Here is a 23,758-nt window from a genome sequence, read left to right on the forward strand (position 1 = left end):
CGCAGCCCCCGGGCAGGCGTCCGGCCGCGTGCCGCACACCGTGTTCGGGCACGGCCGCCACGCCTGCCCGGGGGCTGCGAAGACCAGCAGGACACGCTCGCCCGCCGCGATGTCCCGGCCGGCGAGCGAGGTGTGACGGGCCGCCGTACGACGCGCCTGAAGGATCGGGGGATGGCCGCGCAGGGTCTCGTCCAGCAGAGCGGGCACGCCCCCGGCCGCCCCGCCCCCGGGCAGCGCCCGCAGCAGTTGTGCCCCGGCCGAGACCGTCGCCCCGAAGCCCGCCTTGACGAGGAGGACCCAGTTGAGCGCGAACCCGCCGGTGGACGACGTCAGCCGGGTGGCCAACGAGGTGGGGAGGTCGTCGGCGGGGTGGGCGGTGCGGTGCCGACGCAGCCGCGTGCAGAGGTGCAGGAAGGCGCGCAGCGCCTGTTCCTCGGCCTCGGGATCGGACGCCATCTCGCTGCTGTCCACGCACCAGGACCGGAACTCCTCCGCCAGGCCCCGCGGCACGCCGAGGAGTTCGCCCAGCGCGTCCGCCACCACCGGCACGACCACGTCCCGCACGAGATCCGCGGCCGCCGGCTGCGGCCCGGCACCGGCGGCCGTGCGGGAGAGGAGGGCCGTTGGGGCGGCCCCGGCGGCCGCGCGGGAAAGGGCAGCCGTCCGGGCGGCGGTGGCCTCCCTCACCCGGTCGCTCAGTCCCCGGGCCATGTCGGCGCGCAGTGGGGCGGAGAGCCCATGCCGCATTCGGGCGTGCGGACCGCAGGACAGCCCGGGGAGCTGGAGGCGCAGCAGGGCGATCTCCTCGGGGGACGGGTCGCTCATCGCCGTTCCGAGCAGTTCCCCGCTGAAGTCCCGCGGCCTCAGCGCCGCCTCGCGCAGCGCGCGATGCCCGGTGACGGCCCAGGCCCGCCCGCCGTCAAGGGTGCGCACGGCGACACAGGGCCCCCGGGTTCCGAGGTACGGGAGCAACCCGGCCCGTAACGCCGCGGGGTAGAGGGAGCTGTCGTCCCAGGCGTCGAGGAGGGCGGCGACCGGCGCGGGGACGGCGTTCACGCCGCACCCGCCGCGGTGCGGGATGCCAGCGCGTCCAGGACGGTCCGCGCGTCGCCGTCCCCGGCCAGCACGCCCCTCACGGTCTTCCAGGCAGCCGGCGCGGCCCACCAGCGCGGGCCCCAGCCGTCCGTCAGACATCCCAGGGCCTCGTCGCGCCAGGCGAATCCGGCCAGGTAGGAGCGGAGGCGGAGGCCGTCGGCGGCGTCCTGGAGCAGGGCCTGGGGCGCGCGGTCGATACCCAGGCGGGCGTTGAGGCCGACGGTCAGCGCGAGAGCCCCGACCGGGGTGGCGCCGGGCGGCAGCTCGTCGTCGAGGGCCACTGCGGCGCGGAACATCTGGAGGTCGAGGAGGCCGGTGAACGCGGCGGTGTCGCGGACGGCTTCGGTGAAGGGGGACGGGAGGCCGAGCGTCGCGAGCCACTCGGGGTCGGTGGCCAGGGATTCCAGGAGCAGGGCCCACCCCTCGGATCGCACGGGGTCGAAGCGCCAGCGGCTCTCCAGCGCCGCGTCCGGTGCGCGCAGGGCGTGTTCGGCCACATGGGCCAGCTCATGGAGGAGGTGGGCGAGTGCCGGCACGGCGGGGGTGGTGGACTGGACGAGCACACTGCGGCCGGGTACCCGTACGGGTACGGCCACGGCGCTCGTCCAGACCTTCCGTACGAGCGTGACCCGGTGCTCCGGGGGCAGCAGGCCGGCCCGGCGCAGCCGGGGGACCAGGATCCGCAGCAGGGCGTCGGCGGACGGCAGTGCGACGGCCGGGCCGTGGCGGCCCTCCCGGAGGGCCGTCCTGAACGCGGGGGTGGTCACCTCCTCGTCCCGGCCCGCTCCGGCCCAGCGGCGCAGCAGTCCGTCGACGGGCTCGACCGGGCCGCCGCAGCGGAGCAGCCAGGACCGGGTGCCCGCCGTGAGCGGGAACGGCCGCCCCCACTCCCACCACGGGTCGCCCGTCCTTCGCCGTTCCAGGAAGCCGGCCGCCAGCGCCGAGGCGTCCACCGAGGCGAGGCGCCGGTCGACGGCGGTCCGGCGGACGGCCGGATCAGCGGTGGGACTCGTGTCGAGGGCGAGCAGGGGCGTGGGCGGTGCCCCGCGGCCGGCCGGTGCGAGCTGGGTCAGCAGCTGCCGCACGCTCCCGGAGGCGGCGGCGGGAATCGGCCCCGGGTCGGCGCCCAGCCCGAGGTGGGCCAGCACCCGAGCTTCGAGGTAGTCCTCCGCCGGCTGCGGCATTCGCTCACCGCCTCCCGCCGCAGAGCCAGGCCGTCAGCGCCCCTCCGGCGGCAAGCCCGGCCGCGGCGACCGACCAGGTGACGGTGACCGAGTCGATGGCACCCACGAACCATCCGACGACGAACAGTCCGACTCCGGTCACGGCTCCGGACACCAGGGAGACGAAGGACAGCATGGTGGCCCGGTTGGCGCTGGTGAGCCGGTCGTTGACCGCGCCCTGGACGACCGGCACGGCCACACCCGACGCCGCGGAGAAGCAGGCGAACAGCGTGACCGCCTGCCAGGCGCCGTCGCTGAACGCGGTCCCCAGGAGCAGCACCGCGGCCGCGAACGACGCGGCCAGGACGATCGGCGGACGGGCGACACCCCGCTTGGTGCGCAGCCTGCGCACCAGGTCGAGGAGCGGGATCTGTACCAGCGGCCCCACGCAGCGCACCAGCCCGATCAGTACCAGGGAGGTCGTGAACTCCCCGTCCAGATAGGCCGTCCACTGCACGCCGGGCAGGCTGCTCATCAGGGCCACGAAGGCCACCGCCCCGGCCAGGAACATCAGTACCCGGTCTCCGCGCAGCGCCGCCCCCGTGCCGCCCAGGTTCTCCCGCAGGGCCGTGGACAGCGAGAGCCCGCCGGGGCGCGGGGCCCGGCTGTGTTCGCGCATGACCAGAGGCAGGACGGCCGCGGTCACCGCACACACCACCGCCGACAGGAGGAAGGGCAGGGCCAGGCTCCGGGTGCCGATGACCGCTCCTGTCAGGACACCGGAGATCAGACCGGAGTTGCAGGCGATGCGGCTGCGGGTGAACAGCGCGTCGACCGTCTCGTCCGCTCCGAAGTGCTCGCTCTCGTCGACCGCCCAGGCCTCCAGCGCGCCCGACTCGAACGTCGTACCGATGGAGACCAGTACATGCGCGAGCAGCAGGACGGGCAGGTCGTGAGCGAAGAACAGCACCCCGAACCCCACCGCCCGGAACACGAAGCTCGCGATGACCGAACTACGCCGCCCGAGCAGGTCGGCGACCAGGCCCGTCGGGATCTCGAAGACCGCCTCGGCCAGCCACACCACCGCGACCGTGGCGAAGATCGCCCCCGGGCTCAGGCCGATGGAGGCGAAGTAGAGGATGGAAGTCGCGGCCCAGGTGAAGTCGATGAAGTAGCCGACGTACGAGATGCCGTAGAACATCCTGGTCGTACGACGGATCGCCGCCAGGTCCTTCACAGGGGGCGGTCCGGTGTCCGCACCGAGGGACGCGGACGGCTCCTGGGCGGGCAGATCAGTGGTCAAGGTCTTCCTTCTCCGTCATGCACGAGGACAGTCATGCGAATCGAGTGAGCAGCGAAGGGTCCCGGTCGAGGTGCTCGTCGCCCACCGACTCCCTTACCCGGGCGATCAGTTCGGGCAATGCGGTCCGTGGAGCGCCGGTCGTGGGCAGATGGGCACCGTACTCCTCGTCGGCGACCGGCAGACCGGTACCGGCCACCTCCACCAGGTGCTGCATGTAGAGGTAGGGGACGTGCCGCAGGGCGACCAGGTCCAGTTGGAGCTGCGAGAGGTGATCGCCGGTACGGCCACCCGCACGCCACTTCTCGGCGCAGAGCTCGCCGTCGGCGAGCGCGGTGTCGATGGCGGGCTGCCAGGCGCGGCGGAACCACCGCATGCCCGCGGCGACCGCGGCGACATCGTCGTTCTCGTACAGGCCCACGATGTCGGGGAGTTCGTTCGGAGCGAAGACGCGGCCGTGCCGACGTTCGTAGAACTCCCGGATGGGGGTGCCCTGATAGAGCACGAGGGTGGTGTAGATCGCCTCGTGCGGGACGTAGTCGTAGAAGCCGAGCCGCCGGAGGAACGACAGGTTCAACCGCAGATCGGCCAGCGTGGTGGCCGGATCGAACATGATGAAGTCGACGACGATCTCCAGCCCGAGCCGCTGCAGCGTGCGCACCGCGTCGACGTTGACCTGGGGCGACACACCCTTCGCCAGCCGTTCCAGCATCGTGGGCGAGGCGCTTTCGATGCCGAGCTCGACGAACCGCAGGCCGATCTCCTTCATCCGCGCCAGGACGTCCTCGCTGCGCAGGATCTGGTTGACGCGGGTGCCGAAGCTGACCGTGATCCCGGGGTCGTACGCATGGATCGCCTCGATGACGGCGAGGGAACGGCGCGGGTTCACGTAGAAGTTCGCGTCGCTGAAGTAGATGTGCTGGTACGGGATCCCGTCCCGCTTCCGGAAGTAGCCGATCTCCTCGACCACCGACTCCGGCGAGCGCGTGCGGTAGCGCCGCCCGATGGTGAGCACACCGCAGAAGGAGCAGTTGTACGGGCAGCTCCGGCTGGTGTTGACGGTCAGCGCGGGTTTGAGCCGGCCGCTGACGTCGTCGAAGTACGTCAGCGTCGGGTAGCCCGAGTCGGAGGTGAACCGGGCGTCGGGGAACGGCAGGCTGTCCAGGTCCTCGATGAACGGCGGGTCCTCCCGCGATGCCGCCTCTCCGCTCGGCTCCCGCCATGTCGTGCCCAGCACGCCGGTCACCGGACGACGCGCGGCGACCCGTCGCGCGATCTCCAGCATCGGCTCCTCGCCCTCGCGGCGCACCACCAGATCGACCTGCGGATGCGCGACGACCAGGTGGCCGGCGACGGCGGTCGCATGGGGGCCGCCCAGCACGACCAGGGCGGCCGGGTTGCGCTCCTTGACCCAGGCGGCCATGCGCAGGGCGTTGTCGGCGGACTCGTTGTAGACGGAGAAGCCCACGATGTCGTACGTGTCGAGACGGTGCTCGGCGGCGAGCAGCTCCGGCTCGCGGAGCGCGCCGCCGAAGTCGAAGCCCTCGCTCTCCAGGCCGTGGGAGCGCAAGTAGGCCATCACGTAGGCGAGCCCGATCGGCTTGGACTTGCGGCGGTCCGAGTACCCGACCGACGGGTTCACGAATGCCATGGCCGGGCTGAACTCGGCAGCCTCGGCCGGGGTGAGTGCCGGGGCGATCCGCAGGATCTCGGGCCCCTGCCGGGTTCCGGAGGTCTTCCGCGTCGCCGGAGTGGTCCGCGCCATCAGCTGCTCCGTTCCGGGAGGAGCACGCCGTCGGCCAGCAGGGAGAGGGCGAACATCCGGTCTCCTCCCTCCAGTTGGTCCGGGGTGGCCTGCCCGGCGAGCAGTGCCCGCCAGACCGCGGAGGCGGCGGAGTTGAACCGCACGCACTGCCCCTGCGGGCCCCCCTCGGCCACGTAGACGTGACCGGCCTCGTCGAGCCAGCGATGAGTCGTCCGCATCCCGTTCTTCCCTGTGGTCCGTGTGTTCGGCGTGGTGGGACCACTGGTGCCGACCGGCACATCAGGTGGCGGTCCAGGTACGGCCGAGCATCTTCACGTAGCTCGCGCCGCCCAGGCTGACGGCCTCGGCCGCGGCCTCGTCCGTGTCCTCGAAGCCGTCCAGGGACAGCTCCTCGGCCAGCTTCGCCACGAGCTCCTGGTCGGTGGACTTGGTGGTCATGTTGTTCACCTCCCCCGTTCGTTCCGTGCGTCCCCCGCGGACTGTGTCCCCGGGGGCTGCTCGATCACCATCAGGCCGGTGTCGAGCAGGTCCGTGAGCGCCCGGGTCACCGCGGTCGCGGCCGAGCCGGGCGCGGCGGCGCGGAGGGAACTGACGGCGAGGCCGCTGTCCACCCCGTCGCACGCCGTGAAGAAGGCCCACTGGTACGCGTTCAGCACGTGGACGTCCCACGGCTCGAACGTGGCCACGAGGCAGAGGTCGGGCTCCGGCCGCCAGGCGCGGTGGCCGGGAGCGCTGCGGCGGAGGGTGCCGGCGGGAAGGGCGGCCGTGCTGCCCGGCCGGGACAGCGGCCCCGGCTCCCGTTCCCGCCGGGGGCCCGGCCCTGGCACGGCCGCCCCGCCCTCGTGGTTCCGCGGTGCGGCGTCCAGGACGTCGCGCAGCCACCGTGCCATCCGCACGCCGGCCGGCCCCAGGTCGCGGGAGGCGTCCGCCAGCAGTTCCGTCAGCAGGTACGCGGCGCGTTCGCGGCACACGTCCGGGCCGGTCGCGCGACTCCGGGCGGACGGGGCGTGACGTTCGTACAGCGCGACGAGGTGGACGTAGACATGGGCGGCGGCGAGTGCCCGGTTGGCCAGCCACCGGTGCGGCGCCCCGGACGCCGCGTCCCGGTGCCAGGGGACCGGCAGCAGCAGCGCGCTGTCGTCGGCCACGCCCGCGCGATGGACCGGGCGGGTCAGGGTGAGCGCGTTGAGCTTGAGGTGGAGCGCTTCGTGCAGGAGTGCTTCGGCGAGGCGGTCGGGATCGTCAATGATGCGGCGTTCGATGAAGATGATCCCCGGCTGCGAGAGAAGGGTTCCGCTGGCGAAAAGATCACCGTCGAAGAATGTGATTCCGTCGATGAACGGAAATGTTTCCCGAGTGATCTCGGGAACGGCCGCGCAGAGCAGCTCGGTCGCAGATTCGACGGCTTTCCGTTCGATTTCCCCGGCGACATAGAGGGTGCTGACCTTGAAATCCCCGTTCCCCGCGCCGAGGGCGCGGGAATGCGTTTCGCGTGAGGCCGGCGCGGTGCGTGCGTACCGTCCGAAAGCCGCGTCGACGGCCGCGGTCAGCGGCCCGTGCACCCCTTGCCACAGCCAGACGGTCTGCTGCCGCCGCTCGCCGATCCGCGCCGTGCACGAGCGCGCCGGCTCCGAGCCGGTCGGCGACAGACCATCCCGCCGGGGTGCCCGCGGCGCGATGGCGGCCGCCAGTACGGACGACGGTTCGGTCACCGGCTCGTGCAGGCCGTCGAACATCGACTGCAACGCGGCCCATACGGCCGGGTCCCCGGCGACCTCCGGACCCACCGCGACGTCGTCCCCGTGCCCGAAACGCCGCAGGGCGGCCGCGAGGGTGAACCCGAGAACCTGCCGGGCGCGCCGCCCGATCGCGTCCGCGCGGCCGAAGTCCGGGTGCGCGGCCAGGAGGGCGGCTCGTCCGGGTGCCACCCCTGTGAGCTGCTCAGTCATAGGTGGGCACCGCCCCGATGTCGTACTCGTAACCCCGGCCGGCCTCGTCGAAGGTGCGGCGGACGGCCTGACGGACGGCGGCCGGAATCTGCTGCGGATGGCGGCGGTGGAAGGCGCGCTCGTGCTGGAACATCACGAACGTCTCGGGCCGGCCGAACCCGTAGCGGGCGTGGTCCTCGCCGAAGCAGGGAGCGAAGCAGAGCACGAACGCCCGGTGCTCTCCCCACCGGAACCAGTGGCTGGGGTCCGTGACGTCCTCCGGCGACACCGCGGGGCGCCGGGGGGCCGAACGGGCCCCGTACCAGTCGAAGACCGCGACGGTGGTCTCCTCCAGCCGCTCCAGCGACTCGCCGGCCCAGCCCGGCAGTTCGAGCACATAGCCATCTGCCTCGCCGGTCAGGCACTCTGCGAAAGCGGCCCGGAAAGACGGAAAGGCGCATTCCAGATGTTCTTCGAGTGTCGCGGAGCAGTCGCTCGGCGGTGAGGTGCGGATGACCGAACGTGCCGCGTAATGGCATTCGCTCCGGTCCAGCACGTACTGAAACGTATTCTGGCTCATACCCGGCCCCCGTCGGATATCCATGCTCACTTCGGAAATGGTCACCACTTCCGAACTTCTCGCATAACAATTGATGGCCACCGCGGGGCGGGGCGTCAATCGCACACCGGGAAATTGGCTGAAAGGGCGCGTGGCGTGAAAGTGCGTCTTGCGTGATGGTGGAAAAGCTGCCCTGGAGGCGGCCGGCCGGGCGATGCGCGGGGTGTGTCCGGGGTGCGGGGCGGTGGACGCGCTCGCTGGACCGGACCGTCGTGCCGGACGGGGCGGGATGCCCTGCGATGTCCGCACGTTCCGCAGAGCGCCCGGCCGGGGTGCGGCGCAGGCCGCACCCCGGCCTGTCCTGCGGGGTCAGGGCTTGACGAGGACCTTGAGGCTCTTGCGGTCGGCCATGTCCCGGTAGCCGGCGGGGACGCCGTCGAGGCTGGTGGTGGCGTCGAAGACCTTTCCGGGCTCGATGCTTCCGTCGAGGATGGCCGGCATCAGTTCTTCGATGTAGGCGCGGACGGGGGCGGGGCCTCCGGCGAGGCGGAGGTTGGGGCGGAACAGGCTGCCCATGCCGATGGGTGCCTCTTCGTACTGGGGTACGCCGACGCGGCTGATGACGCCGCCGGGGCGGACGATGCCGAGGGCCTGCTGGTAGGCGGGCATGTGGCCGACGGCTTCGAGAACCACGTGCGTGCCGTGGCCGCCGGTGAGCTGACGGACCCGCTCGATGCCCTCCTCGCCGCGGGCGGCGACGACGTCGGTGGCGCCGAACTCGCGGCCGAGGTCGGTGCGTTCCCGGTGGCGTCCCATGAGGATGATCTGCTCCGCGCCCAGGAGCTTGGCCGAGAGCACCGCGAGGAGGCCGACGGCGCCGTCGCCGATCACGGTGACGCGGGTGCGCTCGTCGACTCCGCCCATGACGGCGGCGTGGTGGCCGGTGCCGAAGACGTCGGAGAGTGTCAGCAGGGACGGGATGAGGGCGGAGTCCGCGGCGACGGGCAGCTTGACGAGGGTTCCGTCGGCCAGTGGCACGCGAATGGCTTCGGCCTGGGCGCCCTCCTCGCTCTCGCCGTCCCAGAAGTTGGCCTGCGGGTGGGAGCAGGAGGTGTGCAGTCCCTCGCGGCAGAACTCGCAGGTGTTGTCGGAGATCGCGAACGGGGCGACGACCAGGTCGCCGCGCTTGACGGTGGTCACCTGCGGCCCGGTGTCCTCGACGACGCCGATGAATTCGTGGCCCATCCGCGCAGGGCCGTCCTCGGGCTTCATCGAGCCGTAGGGGTGCAGGTCGCTGCCGCAGACGCAGGACGCGGTGATGCGGACGAGGGCGTCGGTGGGGTGCTTGATGACGGGGTCGGGGACGTTCTCGACACGGACGTCGCCGGCGCCGTACATGAGGGTCGCGCGCATGAGTGGTGCTCCGTTTCCAGATGGTGTGTGGTGTGTTGACCAGGTGCCCGTGGAGAGCAGGATCTTGCTGAACCACTCTCGCCGGTTTGATGTGGGCTGTCCTTATTTGCGGTGCCTGTCCTCGCGTTCCTTCCGTGCCGGTGTCCGCGCAGGTGTCCGCAGTCTCCTAAGGGCTGTACCGCCAGGAATCGCAGGTCAGCGCTCAGGCGACGGCTGCTGCCGTGCGGCGGCGCTGGAGGAGCGCGATGGCGAGTGTGGGGATCAGGGTGAGGGCGGCGATCACGGTGCCGACGACGGCGGGGCCGGTCGTGCCGAGCGAGGAGTCGAGGGTGAGGCCTGCGATCCAGGAGCCCACGGCGGTGCCGAGGTTGAACGCCGAGACGGTCAGGGCGGAGGCCAGCACCGGCGCCTGCTTCGCGAAGCGCACGGCCAGGGCCATCAGCACCGGGTTGGCGCCCAGACCGAAGAAGCCGAGCAGGGTGATCAGGATGACGGTGGGCACGGCGTAGCCGGCCAGCAGGGAGATCGCGAGCAGCAGGAGGGTGGCTCCGGCGGGAGCCAGGATCGTGACTGTGTGAGGGCGGTGGTCGCCGAGGCGGCCTCCGACGAGCGAACCGGCCAGGGCGCCCAGGCCGAAGCCGACCAGGACCAGCGGCACGCTGCCGGACTGAACCTCCGAGCGGCCGATCAGCAGCGGTGAGATGTAGGAGTACGCGGCCAGGACGCCGCCGGTCGTGGTGGCACAGGCCGCCAGCACCAGCCACAGGCGGCCGGAGCGCAGCGCGGTCAGCTCGGAGCGCACCGACACCGTCCGCTGGGCCGGTCCGTCGTGCGTGACCGTACGGGCGATCAGAACGATGGCTGCGGCTGAGAGGACCGCCAGTGCCCAGAAGGGTCCGCGCCAGCCCGTGAGCTGTCCGGCGAACGCGCCCAGCGGCACGCCGACGACGTTGGCGAGCATCGCGCCGGCCCCGACGAGACCGAGGGCGCGGGAGCCGGCGGCCGGGCCCGCGGCGTTCGTGGCAGCCACATTGGCCACCGCCCAGAACGCCCCGGTGGCGATCGCGGTCAGGAACCGCGCCCCTAGGATCACGGTGAAGTCCGAGCCGAGAGCGACGATGACATGCCCGACGGCGAAGACCCCGAGGGCGAGCATCAGGGTGAGCCGCCTGGGCAGCCGCAGGGTGAGCATCGCCATCAGCGGCGCGCCGATGATCATTCCGACCGCGAAGACGGTGATCATCAGGCCGGTCCGGGCCACGCTCACGTCCAGGTCGCCCGCGATCTCGGGCAGCAGGCCGGCCACGACGAACTCGGTCGTTCCCATCAGGAACGTGCCGATCGCCAGGATGTGGACGACGAGCGGCAACCGGGACGGGCCTGCTGCCTGCTCGGCCGGTTCGGGCCGGACCTCGGCGGGAGCCTGGAGGGTTCCTCCTCGCGTACTCACAGTGCATCTCCATGGGGGTCGTTATTGGGTACGTCATCCAGGAAACCGACCCCGCCACCCTTGAGGAAGGTCGCGTTTATGGGGGGTACAAGCTCAACCTCCCTCCCCGCCCGCCGGTGGCTACCGTGGAAGACATGGACGACCAGCACGATCACCGCACCGAGATCCGGGACTTTCTCGCCAGCCGCCGAGCGAAGATCACCCCGGAGCGGGCCGGGCTGCCCACCAGCGGCCGGCGCCGGGTCCCGGGCCTGCGGCGCGAGGAGGTCGCCGTCCTCGCGGGAGTGAGCACCGAGTGGTACACCCGCCTGGAGAAGGGCCACATCAGCGGTGTCTCCGAGGACGTCCTCGCCGCCGTCGCCCAGGCCCTCCAGCTCGACGAGGACGAGCGCACCTACCTCTTCGACCTGGCCCGCGCCGCACGCCCGGCCCGGCGCACGCCGTCGCGCCGCCGGGACGTCGCAGTCCCGCCCCGCATCGAGTGGCTGCTGGACTCCATCACGATGTCGGCCGCCTTCGTCCGCAACGGCCGCCTGGACGTCATCGCCCACAATCCGCTCGGCCGGACCCTGCACGCGCCGATGTTCGACAGCCCCACCACCGACAGGCGCGGCCGACCCAACTTCGCCCGCTTCCACTTCCTCGACGACACCTCCCACGACTTCTTCGTCGACTGGGAATCCGGCGCCGCCGCCACCGTCGCACTGCTGCGCGCCGAAGCCGGGCGCGAACCGCACGACCGGACCTTGCGCGAACTGGTCGGCGAGCTGTCCACCCTCAGCCAGGACTTCCGCACCCTGTGGGCGGCGCACGACGTCCGCATCCGCCACGACGGCGTCAAGCGGCTCCAGCACCCCGAGGTCGGCGAGCTGGAGCTGACCTACCAGTCCGTGGACCTGCCCGTGTCCCAGCGAGCCGTGCATGACCTGAGCCTCTACACCGCCGAACCCGGCAGTACCTCCGAAGACCGGCTCAAGCTCCTGACCAGCCTGGCGGCAACCCGTACCGCCAGGACCGGCACGGCAGAGACCGATCAACGGAGCTGAGCGGGCGAAAGAGCGGAAACGGCTGGGTTTGCCGCCGAATGCCTCGATTGGATGCCGCAGGACGGTGGCCGGACATGACCCGTCCACGGTGATGTACTAGAGTTATCTCGACATCGAGATATATGCCGAAGGCGCACAGCGGGCCACCGCGCGGTAAGGGTTACCTAACTAAGCCTTACCTTAGCGGATGTCCGGCTCGCCGAAGGCGGCACCACGCGGCGCCCGCCGTAGTGAGGCGCGGCGCGGAGTTACGCGCACATTGATGAAGGAGACTGTCGTGTCGGCGAACAGCTTCGACGCCCGCAGCACGCTGCGCGTGGGCGACGAGTCGTACGAGATCTTCAAGCTGGACAAGGTCGAGGGCTCCGCGCGCCTCCCTTACAGCCTGAAGGTGCTGCTGGAGAACCTGCTCCGCACGGAGGACGGCGCGAACATCACCGCCGACCACATCCGTGCGCTCGGAGGCTGGGACTCCCAGGCCCAGCCCAGCCAGGAGATCCAGTTCACGCCGGCCCGCGTGATCATGCAGGACTTCACCGGTGTGCCCTGTGTCGTGGACCTCGCCACCATGCGTGAGGCCGTCAAGGAGCTCGGCGGTGACGCGACGAAGATCAACCCCCTCGCCCCGGCCGAGCTGGTCATCGACCACTCCGTGATCGCCGACAAGTTCGGCACGAACGACGCGTTCGCGCAGAACGTCGAGCTGGAGTACGGCCGCAACAAGGAGCGCTACCAGTTCCTGCGCTGGGGCCAGACCGCCTTCGACGAGTTCAAGGTCGTCCCCCCGGGCACCGGCATCGTCCACCAGGTGAACATCGAGCACCTGGCCCGTACGGTCATGGTCCGGGGCGGCCAGGCGTACCCCGACACCCTCGTCGGCACCGACTCGCACACCACCATGGTCAACGGCCTCGGTGTGCTGGGCTGGGGCGTCGGCGGCATCGAGGCCGAGGCCGCGATGCTCGGCCAGCCGGTCTCCATGCTCATCCCGCGCGTCGTCGGCTTCAAGCTGACCGGCGAGCTCCCGGCCGGCACCACCGCCACCGACCTCGTGCTGACCATCACCGAGATGCTCCGCAAGCACGGCGTCGTCGGCAAGTTCGTCGAGTTCTACGGTGAGGGCGTCGCCGCCACCTCCCTCGCGAACCGCGCCACCATCGGCAACATGTCGCCGGAGTTCGGCTCCACCGCCGCGATCTTCCCGATCGACGACGAGACGCTGAAGTACCTGCGTCTGACCGGCCGCGACGCGCAGCAGGTCGCGCTTGTCGAGGCGTACGCCAAGGAGCAGGGCCTCTGGCTCGACCCGGCCGCCGAGCCCGACTTCTCCGAGAAGCTGGAGCTCGACCTCTCCACGGTCGTCCCCTCCATCGCCGGCCCGAAGCGCCCGCAGGACCGCATCGTCCTCGCGAACGCCAAGGCGCAGTTCGCCCAGGACGTGCGCAACTACGTCTCGGACGACGAGGAGGCGGGCAAGGAGTCCTTCCCGGCCTCCGACTCGCCGGCCACCCACAACGGCGTCCCGTCGAACCCGGTCACCGTGACCGCCCCCGACGGCACCACGTACGAGCTGGACCACGGCGCCGTCACCGTCGCCGCGATCACCTCCTGCACCAACACCTCGAACCCGTACGTCATGGTCGCCGCGGCGCTCGTGGCGAAGAAGGCCGTCGAGAAGGGCCTGACCCGCAAGCCGTGGGTCAAGACCACCCTCGCCCCGGGCTCGAAGGTCGTCACCGACTACTTCGACAAGGCGGGCCTGACCCCGTACCTCGACAAGGTCGGCTTCAACCTCGTCGGCTACGGCTGCACCACCTGCATCGGCAACTCCGGCCCGCTGCCGGAAGAGGTCTCCAAGGCGGTCAACGACCACGACCTGGCCGTGACCTCGGTGCTCTCCGGCAACCGTAACTTCGAGGGCCGGATCAACCCCGACGTCAAGATGAACTACCTGGCCTCCCCGCCGCTGGTCGTCGCGTACGCCATCGCCGGTTCGATGAAGGTCGACATCACCAAGGACGCCCTCGGCGTCGACCAGGACGGCAAGCCCGTCTTCCTCGCCGACATCTGGCCCTCCGAGGCCGAGGTGAACGACGTCGTCGCCAACTCCATCGGCGAGGACATGTTCAACAAGTCCTACCAGGACGTCTTCGCGGGCGACGCCCAGTGGCAGGCGCTCTCGATCCCCACCGGCAACACCTTCGAGTGGGACGCCGAGTCCACCTACGTCCGTAAGCCCCCTTACTTCGAGGGCATGACGATGGAGACCACCCCGGTCTCCGACATCACGGGCGCCCGCGTCCTCGCCAAGCTGGGCGACTCGGTCACCACCGACCACATCTCCCCGGCCGGTGCGATCAAGGCCGACACCCCGGCCGGCAAGTACCTCACGGAGCACGGCATCGAGCGCCGTGACTTCAACTCCTACGGCTCGCGCCGTGGCAACCACGAGGTCATGATCCGCGGCACGTTCGCCAACATCCGCCTGCGCAACCAGATCGCGCCGGGCACCGAGGGCGGCTTCACCCGCGACTTCACCCAGGCCGACGCGCCGGTGGCGTTCATCTACGACGCCTCGCAGAACTACCAGGCCGCCGGCACCCCGCTCGTCATCCTGGCGGGCAAGGAGTACGGCTCCGGCTCGTCCCGCGACTGGGCGGCCAAGGGCACCGCGCTCCTGGGCGTCAAGGCCGTCATCGCCGAGTCCTACGAGCGCATCCACCGCTCGAACCTCATCGGCATGGGCGTCCTTCCGCTCCAGTTCCCGGAGGGCCACACCGCCGAGACCCTCGGTCTCACCGGCGAGGAGACCTTCTCCTTCACCGGCGTGACCGAGCTGAACGACGGCACCACCCCGCGCACGGTCAAGGTCACCACCGACACCGGTGTGGAGTTCGACGGCGTCGTCCGCATCGACACCCCCGGTGAGGCGGACTACTACCGCAACGGCGGCATCCTGCAGTACGTGCTCCGCAGCCTGATCCGCAAGTAGGCATCAGCGGCAGTACGGCGAGAGGGCCGCACCCCCGGCGACGGGGGTGCGGCCCTCTCTCATGATGTGGTGGAGACTACCGGGCTCAGTAGAGCAGTCGGTAGGTGCTCCAGCCGCTACCGATCTTCACGCGCGCCTTGTACGGCGAGGCCGCGTTGCCGGTGCCGGAGTAGCGCCAGAGGATGCCGTCCTTGTCACGGGCGAGCAGGTCTGCCCTGCCGTCGTAGTCGAGGTCACCCGACGAGATGAGCAGGTTGTACGCGTTCCAGCCACTGCCGACCTTGGTGCGGGCGGCGAACGGGGCCTTGTAGTTGCCCGTCCCCTTGTAGAGCCACAGGACGCCGGACTTGTCCTGGGCGACGAGGTCGTGCTTTCCGTCGCCGGTCAGGTCGCCGTTGCCCGCGATCTGGTTGTACGAGTTCCAGCCGCTGCCGACCTTGTAGCGGGTCGTCAGCTTGCCGGTGCCCGTACCCAGGTAGAGGTAGAGCACGCCCGAGCTGTCACGGGCCAGCAGGTCGCCGGCTCCGGCGCCGCCGAAGTTGCCCGCGGAGAGCATCTTGTTGTAGATGTTCCAGCCGCCGCCGAGCCGGAATCCCGCGGAGTCCCAGGGCATGTAGTACAGCGAGCCGGAGTAGTCCCGCGCCCACAGGCCGTCGGTCTTGGCGTCAGTGCCGTTGTTGACCTGGCCGAGCTCCTTGATGTCCGACCAGTTGTCGTCGCTGTTCGACTCGCGCGCCAGGAAGGCGCCCTTGCCGTTCTGCGTGTAGCCGTACGAGTTGCCGGCCTTGTCGATTCCGTACAGAGCGGACGACACGGTGGCGGCGGCGGCTGCTGCCGCGGCGGGCTGCTGAGCGGAGTTGACCGCGCTCGGAGCCACCGGGCTCGGGGAGTCGGCGGCGACGGCGGAGGTGCCGGTGCCGACGAGGGCGGCGGTGATTGCCGCTGCTGCCACGCGGGCGGCTATGCGTCTGTGCTTACGGCCAGAGGTTTTGGCCACGAAGTACTCCATGGTTCTCGATGAAGAGTGGCCTGCCCGCCCCAAGAGGGAGGGCAGGCCACGGGTTTCATCCGAATCGTGTCATGACTTCGGTCGCGAAACCTTCACTTTTTGGTCAGAAGATAAGACGATACGTGTTCCAGCCACCGGTACCGATCTGCGTGCGGTACCCGTACGGGGCCGCCGCCTTGCCCGTTCCCTTGTAGAGGTACAGTGCGCCCTTGGCGTCCCGGCCTACGAGGTCGGTCGTGCCGTCCAGGTCGATGTCGCCGGGGGCGAAGACGGTGTTGTACGCGTTCCAGCCACTGCCGACCTTGGTGCGGGCGGCGAACGGGGCCTTGTAGTTGCCGGTGCCCTTGTAGAGCCACAGGACGCCGGACTTGTCGGCGGCGACGATGTCGTTCTTGCCGTCGCCGGTCAGGTCGCCGTTGCCCGCGAGCTGCGTGTACGCGTTCCAGCCACCGCCGACCTTGTACCGCTGGGTGACGGTGCCGTCGCCGTATCCCAGGTACAGGTACAGGTTCCCGGCGGAGTCGCGGCCGAGGAGGTCACCGGCCTCGCCGCCGCCGAGGTTGCCCGCGGAGACGAGCTTGTTGTAGATGCCCCAGCCGTGGCCGACGTTCTTGAGGTCGGAGTTGTCGTTGGCGGCGTAGTTGAGCACGCCCGCCGCGTTGGTCTGCCAGCGGCCGTCGGGGAGGCTGTCCGCGTTGCTGTCCACGAGGCCGAGGAACTTGGTGTCCTTCCAGCCCGTGTCGAACGGGACGCGTGCCTGCAGGCTGCCCTCGCCGTTCGGTGCGTAGTAGTACGAGGCGCCCGTGCTGTCCACGCCCGTGATGCCGTACATGGGCGCGTCGCCCGTGTCCGCCGCGAACGCGGAGGTGCCGGTGCCGACGAGGGCCGCGGTTATCACGGCGGCGGCGACGCGGGTGGCTGCCCGCCCGGGCAGACGGCCGAAGATCTTGGCCACGTGTGTTCTCCATGGATGGTGGGTCGAGGCGTGACGCGCCGCGGGATACGGGGACACGCCACGGAATTGAGGGTGATCCTTTCACGAGTCCCTCACGGCTCCAAGGGTTTGACGGAAAGGCGCCAAAGCGACATCTCCGCCCGGCCGGGAGGGCGTTGCGCCCGGGCCCAGGTCAGGGACGGGCTGCGGAACCGGCTGCCGCGGGTTCGGCGGAGGCCTCTGTGGTCAGCCGGTGAATACCGTGCAGCTGCGTCATCACATCCCGCAGCGACCGGCAGTCCCGCGGACCCGGGCCCGGTGCCGGCCGGGCGGTGCGGTGGCCGTCCTCCAGGGCGTCCGCCAGCAACGACAGCGCCGTCGTCACGCGCTCCGCCTCGCCGGACGAGGGCCGCGGCACCCCGTTCTCGACCCGCAGCGCGCAAGCGGTCGCCGCGTCGACGACGAGCTCGGCGGCCACCGTCACCGCCGACCAGTCGTGGCGCCGCCCGCCGAACGGGCCCGGCAGCTCGGCCGCGACGGTCTCCGCGGCGGCCCGTGCCTCGGCCAGCGCCCGGTACGCGGCGCCGCGCAGCGCCAGCCCCAGCGCGTCGTCCCGCTGCCGGTTCGCGGCGTCGCCCGGCAGCCGTGCGTACCTCGCGTCGCCCGGCAGTCGTACGTCCCCGGCCGGGTCCGGAGTGTCCAGGACATGGCGCAGATACCGCTCCGTGCAGCGCAGCGTGACGGCGAACCGGTGGCCGACGCGCACCCGGGGGTCGGCCACCAGCGGCAGATGGCCGACGAGCAGCACGATGACGCAGGCCAGGAAGGTCTCCAGCAGCCGGGACGCGGCCGCCTCGGTGTCGCCCGCGGTGTGCACGAACGACAGCACGAGCACGGTGATCACCGCGGTCTGGAACGCGAAGTGGCGGGTGGACAGGGGAACCAGGGCCCCGGCCACGACGACCGCCGCCACGACCACCTGCGCACCGAGGCCGCCGAGCGCGGCCATGAGGGCGACGAAGGCGAGGACTCCGGCGACGGTCCCGGCGAACCGGTTCACCACCCGGGAGAACAGCGGGCCCATGTCGGGCTTCACCAGGAACGCGGCGGTGGCGGGCAGCCAGTACCAGTGGTCCTCGTGCAGCAGCAGCGCGACAGCCGCCGTGACCGAGACGCAGAGCGCCACCCGCAGGCCGTACTCACGCCCGGCGGAGGTGAACAGACCCGGGCGGAGACCGGAGCGGGGGCCCGTCGTACGGGAGGAGGGCCCGGGAGCCTGCGGGGCGTGTGCGCCGGCCGTCGTCCGGTCGAAGACCACCGCGGCCTCCAGCACCGCCCGGTCGAAGGCGAGCCGTTCGACGGTGTCCGGGGGCGGGCCCGGCAGCGTACCCGCCGGTCCGCCGGAGCGGACCGCCGCGGCCAGCCGCCGCGGACCCGCGGCCACGGCGTCCGGGACGGGACGGCCCTCCCACAGCAGCGCGATGCTCGCCTCGCAGAGCGCGACCCCCGAGCCGTGCCGTTCGACGAGGGCGTGCCCGGCCCCGCCGGACCAGCGGGGCCACGGAAGCAGCCGCATCAGCCGCAACGCATCGTCGGCCTGCTGCTGCGCGGCGACCAGGGCGCGCCGGGCGGCCGGCGCACCCGGTCCGCCGAGCGCGCCCAGCGCGTCCGCGAGTGTGTCGAACACGGCGGCGACGGCCTCGCGCTCGCCGCTCCACCGCGTCGCGCCCGGCGACCGCGGGGCGCGCGGCAGGAGGCGCAGGAGGACGAGCCAGCCCGCGCCGGAGAGGAAGCACAGCGCCTTCAGCCACGCAGGACCGGCCAGCGGCATCCCCATGCCGATCGTCGTGGCGACCAGCATCTGGAGGGCGCCCGCCGACCACACGGCGCCCCGGGCACTCAGCGCCCCGGACACCCAGCCCACCAGGAAGAGCACGGGGACCGCCGCCCACCGCCCCGCCGTGTCCGCGACCAGTGCGCCGACGAGCAGCCCCAGCGCACCGGCCGCGGCCGGCAGCCCTATGTGGACGAGCCCCTTGCGGCGGGTGCCCGGGCGGTCGTTGACCCCGGCGAGCATCGCCCCGAGCGCGGCGAGGACACCCGGCCCCGGCTGCCCGAGGGCGATACCCGCTCCGAGAAGGGGGCCCGCGCCGAGCGCGCCGCGCACCATCGCCGTGCGGGGCACGGGGGCCCGGCGCAGGCGCAGGACATGGGTGAGCCAGGCGGGCGCATCGCGCCGCGGCCTCGTGGGGTCGGATCGGACGGCCGGAACGTGCACCGCGTACCTCCTCGTTCACCGGCCGGACCACGGGTCCGGGGGGCGGGTGGAGCGGGCAACGGCGGCCGCGTACACCGAACGTAACAGGGGGATTTGTCGGGCGGGCTGCGGTGATGTTTCGGGCGTGTGATCCTTCGGTCTGCCGGTCGAATCGGACGGAAGCCATGGGTGCGCGCGAGGCCCGTGATCCTCGGTCCGGCCGGCCGCGGCGGACGGAAACCGCAGGTCGTCCGCGGGTGCGCGCGTCGCGCGGGATGCCGAGGGCCTACGCTCGATGGTCTGATGACGACGATCCAGCCTCCCTCACCCGGCGCCAAGGCCGGAGCCGAGTCCGTGCGCCGCAACAACCTCGGCCTGGTCCTGCGTGCCGTCCTGGAGGAGGGCGAGGTGACCCGCGCCCGGGTGGCGGCCCGCGTCGGGCTGACCCGGGCGGCGGTCTCTTCGCTCGTCGAGGAGTTGCTGTCCCTCGGCCATCTGACCGAGTCCGGCAAGACGTTCAGCGGAAGCGCCGGGCGCCCCGGCACCGTCCTGAAGGTGTCGGAGACCGGCCCGGCCGGGCTCGGCGTCGAGATCAACATCGACTACGTCTCGGTGTGCGCGGTCGGGCTCACCGGCACCGACCGGGTCCGCGTCACCGAGCACATCGACAACCGGAACACCCCGCCTGCCGAGGTCCTCGCCCACGCCGCCCGGCTCACCAACCGGGTCATCACCTCGACCGGCGAGCAGGGGCTGCGGGCCGTCGGTGTCGAACTGGCCCTGCCCGGCCTCGTCTCCGGCGGCATGGTCCGCCAGGCACCCAACCTGGGCTGGTACCGCGTCGCGGCCGAAGGCATCTTCGGCCAGGCACTCAGCACACTGAGGCCGGCGGGCCGGGCGCTGGCGGTCAGTTCCGACAACGAGGCCAATCTGGCGGCGCTGGCAGAGCTGTGGTTCGGCGGCCTCGGCGACGCCCGCGGCTTCCTCTACCTCACGGGCGAGATCGGCGTCGGCGGTGCGCTGGTGCTGCGGGGCGAACTGCTGCGGGGTGCCCACGGTTTCGCGGGGGAGGTCGGGCATGTGGTCGTCGACCCGGACGGGCCGCTGTGCGGGTGCGGCGCCCGGGGCTGTCTTGAGCAGTACGCCGGTCAGGCGGCCCTGCTCCGGGCCGCCGGCATCGACCCGGCCGCGGGGGTGCGGGGACTCGGTGAGCTGGAGAAGCGGGCGAGGTCGGACGACCCGGACACGCTGGAGGTGATGCGGGCGGCCGGGGACCGCATGGGCGTGGTGCTGGCCGGTGCGGTCAACCTCTTCGACCTGGACACCGTCGTGCTCGGCGGCATCTACCGCGACCTGATGCCGTGGCTCGCCGGGGCGGCCCAGGCACAGCTGGCGGACCGGGTGGTGTCGGGCCGGTGGCGGGACGACGGCACCGGGCTGCGGGCCTCCTCGCTCTCCGGCGACGCGGCCCGGGGCGCGGCGGCGCGGGTGGTGCGCGGGGTCCTGGCGGACCCGGCGGCGTACGCGGCGCGCTGAGGGGTCCGCGCAAGGAACCGCCCCCGTCCGCAGCAGGGCGAACGGGGGCAGAACAGGACCCGACCGGACGAGACCGGACCGGGCCGGAACTACTTCCGGTGTGCCGCGATCAGCTCCTGATACCAGCGGTAGCTGTCCTTCGGCGTGCGCTCCAGGGTGTCGTAGTCGACCCGGATGATCCCGAACCGCTTCGCGTAACCCAGCGCCCACTCGAAGTTGTCCAGCAGCGACCAGACGTAGTAGCCGCGCACGTCGACGCCCGCGTCCATCGCCGCACGCAGCGCCGTGAGGTGCGTCCGCAGGTACGCGACGCGGTCCGCGTCGTGCACCGAGCCGTCGGCGTCCACGGTGTCGAACTCCGCCGAGCCGTTCTCCGTGATGTGCACCGGCGGCAGCGCGTCCCCGTACGTCTGCTTCAGCGCGGTCAGCAGGTCGGTGAAGGACTCGGGCACGACCGGCCAGTTCATCGCCGTCTTGCGGACGCCCCGGTACTCGCCCTCGCTGTACCGGTTGTCGGTGGCGACCCGCAGGGCCGGGTCGGCCTCGCGGTGCGGGGCGGCGGCGACCACGATGGGGCGGTAGTAGTTGATGCCCAGGAAGTCCATCGGCTGGGAGATCAGTTCCAGGTCGCCCTCGCGCCGGAAGTCCTGCGCGGTGATGAGCTCGCCCCAGGTCTCCTCCTCGGTGACCGGGTAGCGGCCCGCCAGGATCGGCTCGGTCCACACGAGGTTGTGCTGGGTGTCCGCGCGGACGACCGCGGCCAGGTCGGCGTCCGACTCGGTGGCCGGGACGTTGCGGTCCAGGTTGAGCGTGATGCCCGCCTCGCGGACACCCGCCGCGCGCAGCGCGGTCATCGCGTGACCGTGGCCGACGAGCAGGTGGTGCGCGGCGGCCAGGGCCCCGCGGCCCTCCTTCGCGCCGGGCGCGTGCCGGCCCACCGAGTAGCCGAGGAACGCGCTGCACCACGGCTCGTTCAGCGTGATCCAGCGCGGCACCCGGTCGCCCAGGTGCTCCGCCATGATCGCCGTGTACTCACCGAAGCGCTCCGCCGTCTCGCGTACCCGCCAGCCGCCCTTGTCCTCCAGGGCCTGCGGCAGGTCCCAGTGGTAGAGGGTGGCGGCCGGCTCGATGCCCGCTTCGAGGAGCTCGTCGACCAGCCGGGAGTAGAAGTCCAGGCCCTTGGCGTTGACCGCCCCGGAGCCCGCGGGCTGGATGCGCGACCAGGCTATCGAGAAGCGGTACGAGTCCACGCCGAGGTCACGCAGCAGCGCCACGTCCTCGGGGTAGCGGTGGTAGTGGTCGCACGCCACGTCCCCCGTGTCACCGCCGTCGGTCTTCCCCGGCGTGTGGCTGTAGGTGTCCCAGATGGACGGCCCGCGGCCGTCTTCATCCGCGGCGCCCTCGATCTGGTACGAGGCCGTGGCCGCGCCGAAGACGAAACCGGGCGGGAAGACCGGGAAGTCACTCATGGAAACCCTTACTTGACCGAGCCGCCGGTGATTCCGGCGGCGATGTATTTCTGGGACAGGACGAGCAGGACCGCGGCGGGCACGGCCGAGAGGACCGAGGCCGCCATGACCGAACCCCAGTCACCGACGTGGGCGCCGATGTACTGGTAGATGCCCAGTGTGATCGGCTTGACGTCGTCCGTGGTGTTCAGCGTCAGCGCGAACATGAAGTCGCTCCACGCGTACAGGAACGAGAACAGCCCGGCGGTGATCAGCGAGTTGCGGCTCATCGGCAGGACGACCTGGATGAACGTACGGATGCGGCCGGCGCCGTCGACCTCGGCGGCCTCGATGACCTCGCGCGGGATGGACACCATGAACGAGCGCATCAGCACGATCGCGAAGGGGATGCCCAGCGAGGCGTCCGCCAGCATCAGGCCGAAGTAGGAGTTGACCAGTCCGAGGTCCACGTACGCGCTGTACAGGGCGTTCGCGATGACGATGCCCGGCACCATCTGGGTGATGAGCGTGCCGAAGACGATCGTCTTGCCGCCGCGCAGGTTGAACTGCGCCAGGCCGTACGCCGCCGGGGCGGAGATCGCCAGGCAGATCGCCACGGCGCCGAGCGCCACGGCCAGCGAGGTCAGCAGGTTGCCGCCCTGCTCGGTCAGGGCGGAGGTGAAGCCGGAGAAGTCCACGCCCGTCGGGACCGGGCCGACGTCGACCAGGCTCGCGTCGGGCTGCAGCGCGGTGTTGATCATCCAGTACAGCGGGAACAGCATCACCGCGAGGATGACGACGCCGAGGACGGTCGCTCCCCAGCGGCGCTTTCGCCGGTGGACGGCGGGAGCCGGGGCGGCGGGGATCTGGGTGGTGGTCGCCATGCCGGTCACTTCCCCTCGTTGCGGTTGGCCCGCAGGTAGAACACCGCGAAGACGGCGGAGATCAGGATCAGGATGTTGCCGACCACGGCACCGGCCCCGAAGTCCATCTGGACGAAGGAGTTCTGGTACGTGAGCGTGCCGAGCGTCTGGGTGGAGTCGGCGGGCCCGCCGTCGGTGAGGGCGAGGACCAGGTCGAGGATCTTCACCGTCGACATGAAGCCGAGCACCAGCACCACGGTGATGACGGGCTTGAGCATGGGCAGCGTGACCGAGCGGAACGTACGCCAGGCGGACGCGCCGTCGAGCGAGGCGGCCTCGTTCAGCTCCTTGGGGACCTCCTGGAGGCCGCCGTAGAGGATCACCATGTTGAACGGGATGCCGATCCAGATGTTCACCAGGATCACCGAGATCAGCGCCATGCTGGTGCTCGTCAGCCACGGCGTGTCACCGGGAAGGCCGATGGTGCCCAGGAAGGAGTTGAGGACACCGGTGTCCTGGTCGAAGATGCGCCGCCACACGATGCCGGAGACGACCATCGGGACCAGCCACGGCAGCAGGATCAGCGAGCGCAGGATCCCGTTCAGCGGGAAGCGGCGGGTGAAGAAGACGGCGAGGCCCAGGCCGATGCAGAACTGGCCGACGAGTGATCCGACCGTGAAGAGGATCGTCTGCCACAGGGCCTTGCCGAACAGCCCGTCGTTGAAGACGTTGCTCCAGTTGTCGAAGCCGTTGAACGGCGCCTCACCGGTGAAGAACGTGGACGGCGAGTAGTCCTGGAAGCTCATCACGATGTTGCGGACGAGCGGGTAGCCGAAGAACAGCGCCATGAAGATCACGGCGGGGGCGATGAACCCCCACTGGGCGAGCGTCCGGCGCCGCTTGGCGCTCCGCGGGTTCACCGGCTTCTTGACCGCACCGGCCGCGGGGGCCTTCGGGTCGGCCGGCAGCGCGGCGGCCGAGGCTGTGGTGGATGACATGG

19 protein-coding genes are annotated in these 23,758 nt (G+C 71.3%); 3 read left to right on the forward strand and 16 right to left on the reverse strand.

Annotated elements, in window-relative coordinates:
* The 10 genes from JGS39_RS00375 to JGS39_RS00420 form a co-directional block, all read right to left on the reverse strand.
* The coding region (locus JGS39_RS00375; protein ID WP_219566448.1) for a cytochrome P450 family protein at window positions 1-1,056 on the reverse strand (1,056 nt) is incomplete at its 3' end.
* Window positions 1,053-2,279, reverse strand: a complete 1,227-nt coding sequence (locus JGS39_RS00380) for a hypothetical protein (protein ID WP_219566449.1) — start codon at window positions 2,277-2,279, stop codon at window positions 1,053-1,055. The genes JGS39_RS00375 and JGS39_RS00380, both read right to left, overlap by 4 nt.
* 4 nt (window positions 2,280-2,283) lie before the next feature.
* Window positions 2,284-3,561 (reverse strand): MFS transporter, encoded by a 1,278-nt coding sequence (locus JGS39_RS00385; RefSeq protein WP_219566450.1) that lies wholly within the window; start codon window positions 3,559-3,561, stop codon window positions 2,284-2,286.
* Window positions 3,562-3,592: 31 nt separating this feature from the next.
* Window positions 3,593-5,323, reverse strand: coding sequence for a B12-binding domain-containing radical SAM protein (locus tag JGS39_RS00390; RefSeq protein WP_219566451.1), 1,731 nt, complete (start codon window positions 5,321-5,323; stop codon window positions 3,593-3,595).
* A complete protein-coding gene (locus JGS39_RS00395) occupies window positions 5,323-5,541 on the reverse strand; it encodes a hypothetical protein (protein ID WP_219566452.1) in 219 nt (72 codons plus the stop codon). Before JGS39_RS00395 ends, JGS39_RS00390 begins: the two co-directional genes overlap by 1 nt.
* A 61-nt stretch (window positions 5,542-5,602) precedes the next feature.
* The gene (locus tag JGS39_RS00400) at window positions 5,603-5,761 is read right to left on the reverse strand and encodes a hypothetical protein (RefSeq protein WP_219566453.1); all 159 of its coding nucleotides are present in this window, start codon (window positions 5,759-5,761) and stop codon (window positions 5,603-5,605) included.
* A 5-nt stretch (window positions 5,762-5,766) separates the two neighbouring features.
* Window positions 5,767-7,272 carry an aKG-HExxH-type peptide beta-hydroxylase gene (locus JGS39_RS00405; RefSeq protein WP_219566454.1) on the reverse strand — a complete coding sequence of 502 codons (1,506 nt, stop codon included), beginning with the start codon at window positions 7,270-7,272 and terminating at the stop codon, window positions 5,767-5,769.
* Window positions 7,265-7,831, reverse strand: coding sequence for a hypothetical protein (locus JGS39_RS00410; RefSeq protein WP_219566455.1), 567 nt, complete (start codon window positions 7,829-7,831; stop codon window positions 7,265-7,267). Before JGS39_RS00410 ends, JGS39_RS00405 begins: the two co-directional genes overlap by 8 nt.
* 348 nt (window positions 7,832-8,179) lie before the next feature.
* The gene (locus JGS39_RS00415) at window positions 8,180-9,223 is read right to left on the reverse strand and encodes a zinc-binding dehydrogenase (protein ID WP_219566456.1); all 1,044 of its coding nucleotides are present in this window, start codon (window positions 9,221-9,223) and stop codon (window positions 8,180-8,182) included.
* A 202-nt stretch (window positions 9,224-9,425) separates the two neighbouring features.
* Complete coding sequence (locus JGS39_RS00420) at window positions 9,426-10,673, reverse strand: MFS transporter (protein WP_306083476.1); 1,248 nt, start codon at window positions 10,671-10,673, stop codon at window positions 9,426-9,428.
* 134 nt (window positions 10,674-10,807) lie between these two features.
* On the opposite strand from JGS39_RS00420, the gene JGS39_RS00425 reads away from it, so the two are divergent.
* Window positions 10,808-11,719, forward strand: a complete 912-nt coding sequence (locus JGS39_RS00425) for a helix-turn-helix transcriptional regulator (RefSeq protein WP_219566457.1) — start codon at window positions 10,808-10,810, stop codon at window positions 11,717-11,719.
* A 277-nt stretch (window positions 11,720-11,996) separates the two neighbouring features.
* Window positions 11,997-14,711, forward strand: coding sequence for an aconitate hydratase AcnA (gene acnA / locus JGS39_RS00430; protein WP_308120081.1), 2,715 nt, complete (start codon window positions 11,997-11,999; stop codon window positions 14,709-14,711).
* Window positions 14,712-14,796: 85 nt separating this feature from the next.
* On the opposite strand, the gene JGS39_RS00435 is transcribed toward acnA, so the two are convergent.
* The 3 genes from JGS39_RS00435 to JGS39_RS00445 form a co-directional block, all read right to left on the reverse strand.
* Complete coding sequence (locus JGS39_RS00435) at window positions 14,797-15,663, reverse strand: FG-GAP repeat domain-containing protein (RefSeq protein ID WP_308120082.1); 867 nt, start codon at window positions 15,661-15,663, stop codon at window positions 14,797-14,799.
* A gap of 160 nt (window positions 15,664-15,823) precedes the next feature.
* Complete coding sequence (locus tag JGS39_RS00440; protein ID WP_219566460.1) at window positions 15,824-16,675, reverse strand: FG-GAP repeat domain-containing protein; 852 nt, start codon at window positions 16,673-16,675, stop codon at window positions 15,824-15,826.
* 172 nt (window positions 16,676-16,847) lie between these two features.
* Window positions 16,848-18,932 carry an FUSC family protein gene (locus JGS39_RS00445; RefSeq protein WP_308120084.1) on the reverse strand — a complete coding sequence of 695 codons (2,085 nt, stop codon included), beginning with the start codon at window positions 18,930-18,932 and terminating at the stop codon, window positions 16,848-16,850.
* A gap of 282 nt (window positions 18,933-19,214) precedes the next feature.
* Here JGS39_RS00445 and JGS39_RS00450 point away from each other — a divergent pair, with 282 nt between their 5' ends.
* A complete protein-coding gene (locus JGS39_RS00450; RefSeq protein ID WP_219566461.1) occupies window positions 19,215-20,447 on the forward strand; it encodes an ROK family transcriptional regulator in 1,233 nt (410 codons plus the stop codon).
* A gap of 89 nt (window positions 20,448-20,536) precedes the next feature.
* Here the strand turns inward: JGS39_RS00450 and JGS39_RS00455 are convergent, their stop codons facing one another.
* Genes JGS39_RS00455 through JGS39_RS00465 form a run of 3 tightly spaced genes read right to left on the reverse strand, consistent with a single transcriptional unit; the run spans window position 20,537 to window position 23,756 of the window.
* The gene (locus JGS39_RS00455; RefSeq protein WP_219566463.1) at window positions 20,537-21,916 is read right to left on the reverse strand and encodes a GH1 family beta-glucosidase; all 1,380 of its coding nucleotides are present in this window, start codon (window positions 21,914-21,916) and stop codon (window positions 20,537-20,539) included.
* An 8-nt stretch (window positions 21,917-21,924) separates the two neighbouring features.
* A complete protein-coding gene (locus JGS39_RS00460) occupies window positions 21,925-22,779 on the reverse strand; it encodes a carbohydrate ABC transporter permease (RefSeq protein ID WP_219566464.1) in 855 nt (284 codons plus the stop codon).
* 5 nt (window positions 22,780-22,784) lie between these two features.
* A complete protein-coding gene (locus JGS39_RS00465; protein WP_219566465.1) occupies window positions 22,785-23,756 on the reverse strand; it encodes a carbohydrate ABC transporter permease in 972 nt (323 codons plus the stop codon).
* Window positions 23,757-23,758: the final 2 nt, after the last annotated feature.

Origin of the sequence: Streptomyces poriferorum, from assembly GCF_019399235.1 — a bacterium.
GTDB classification, from domain to species: domain Bacteria; phylum Actinomycetota; class Actinomycetes; order Streptomycetales; family Streptomycetaceae; genus Streptomyces; species Streptomyces poriferorum.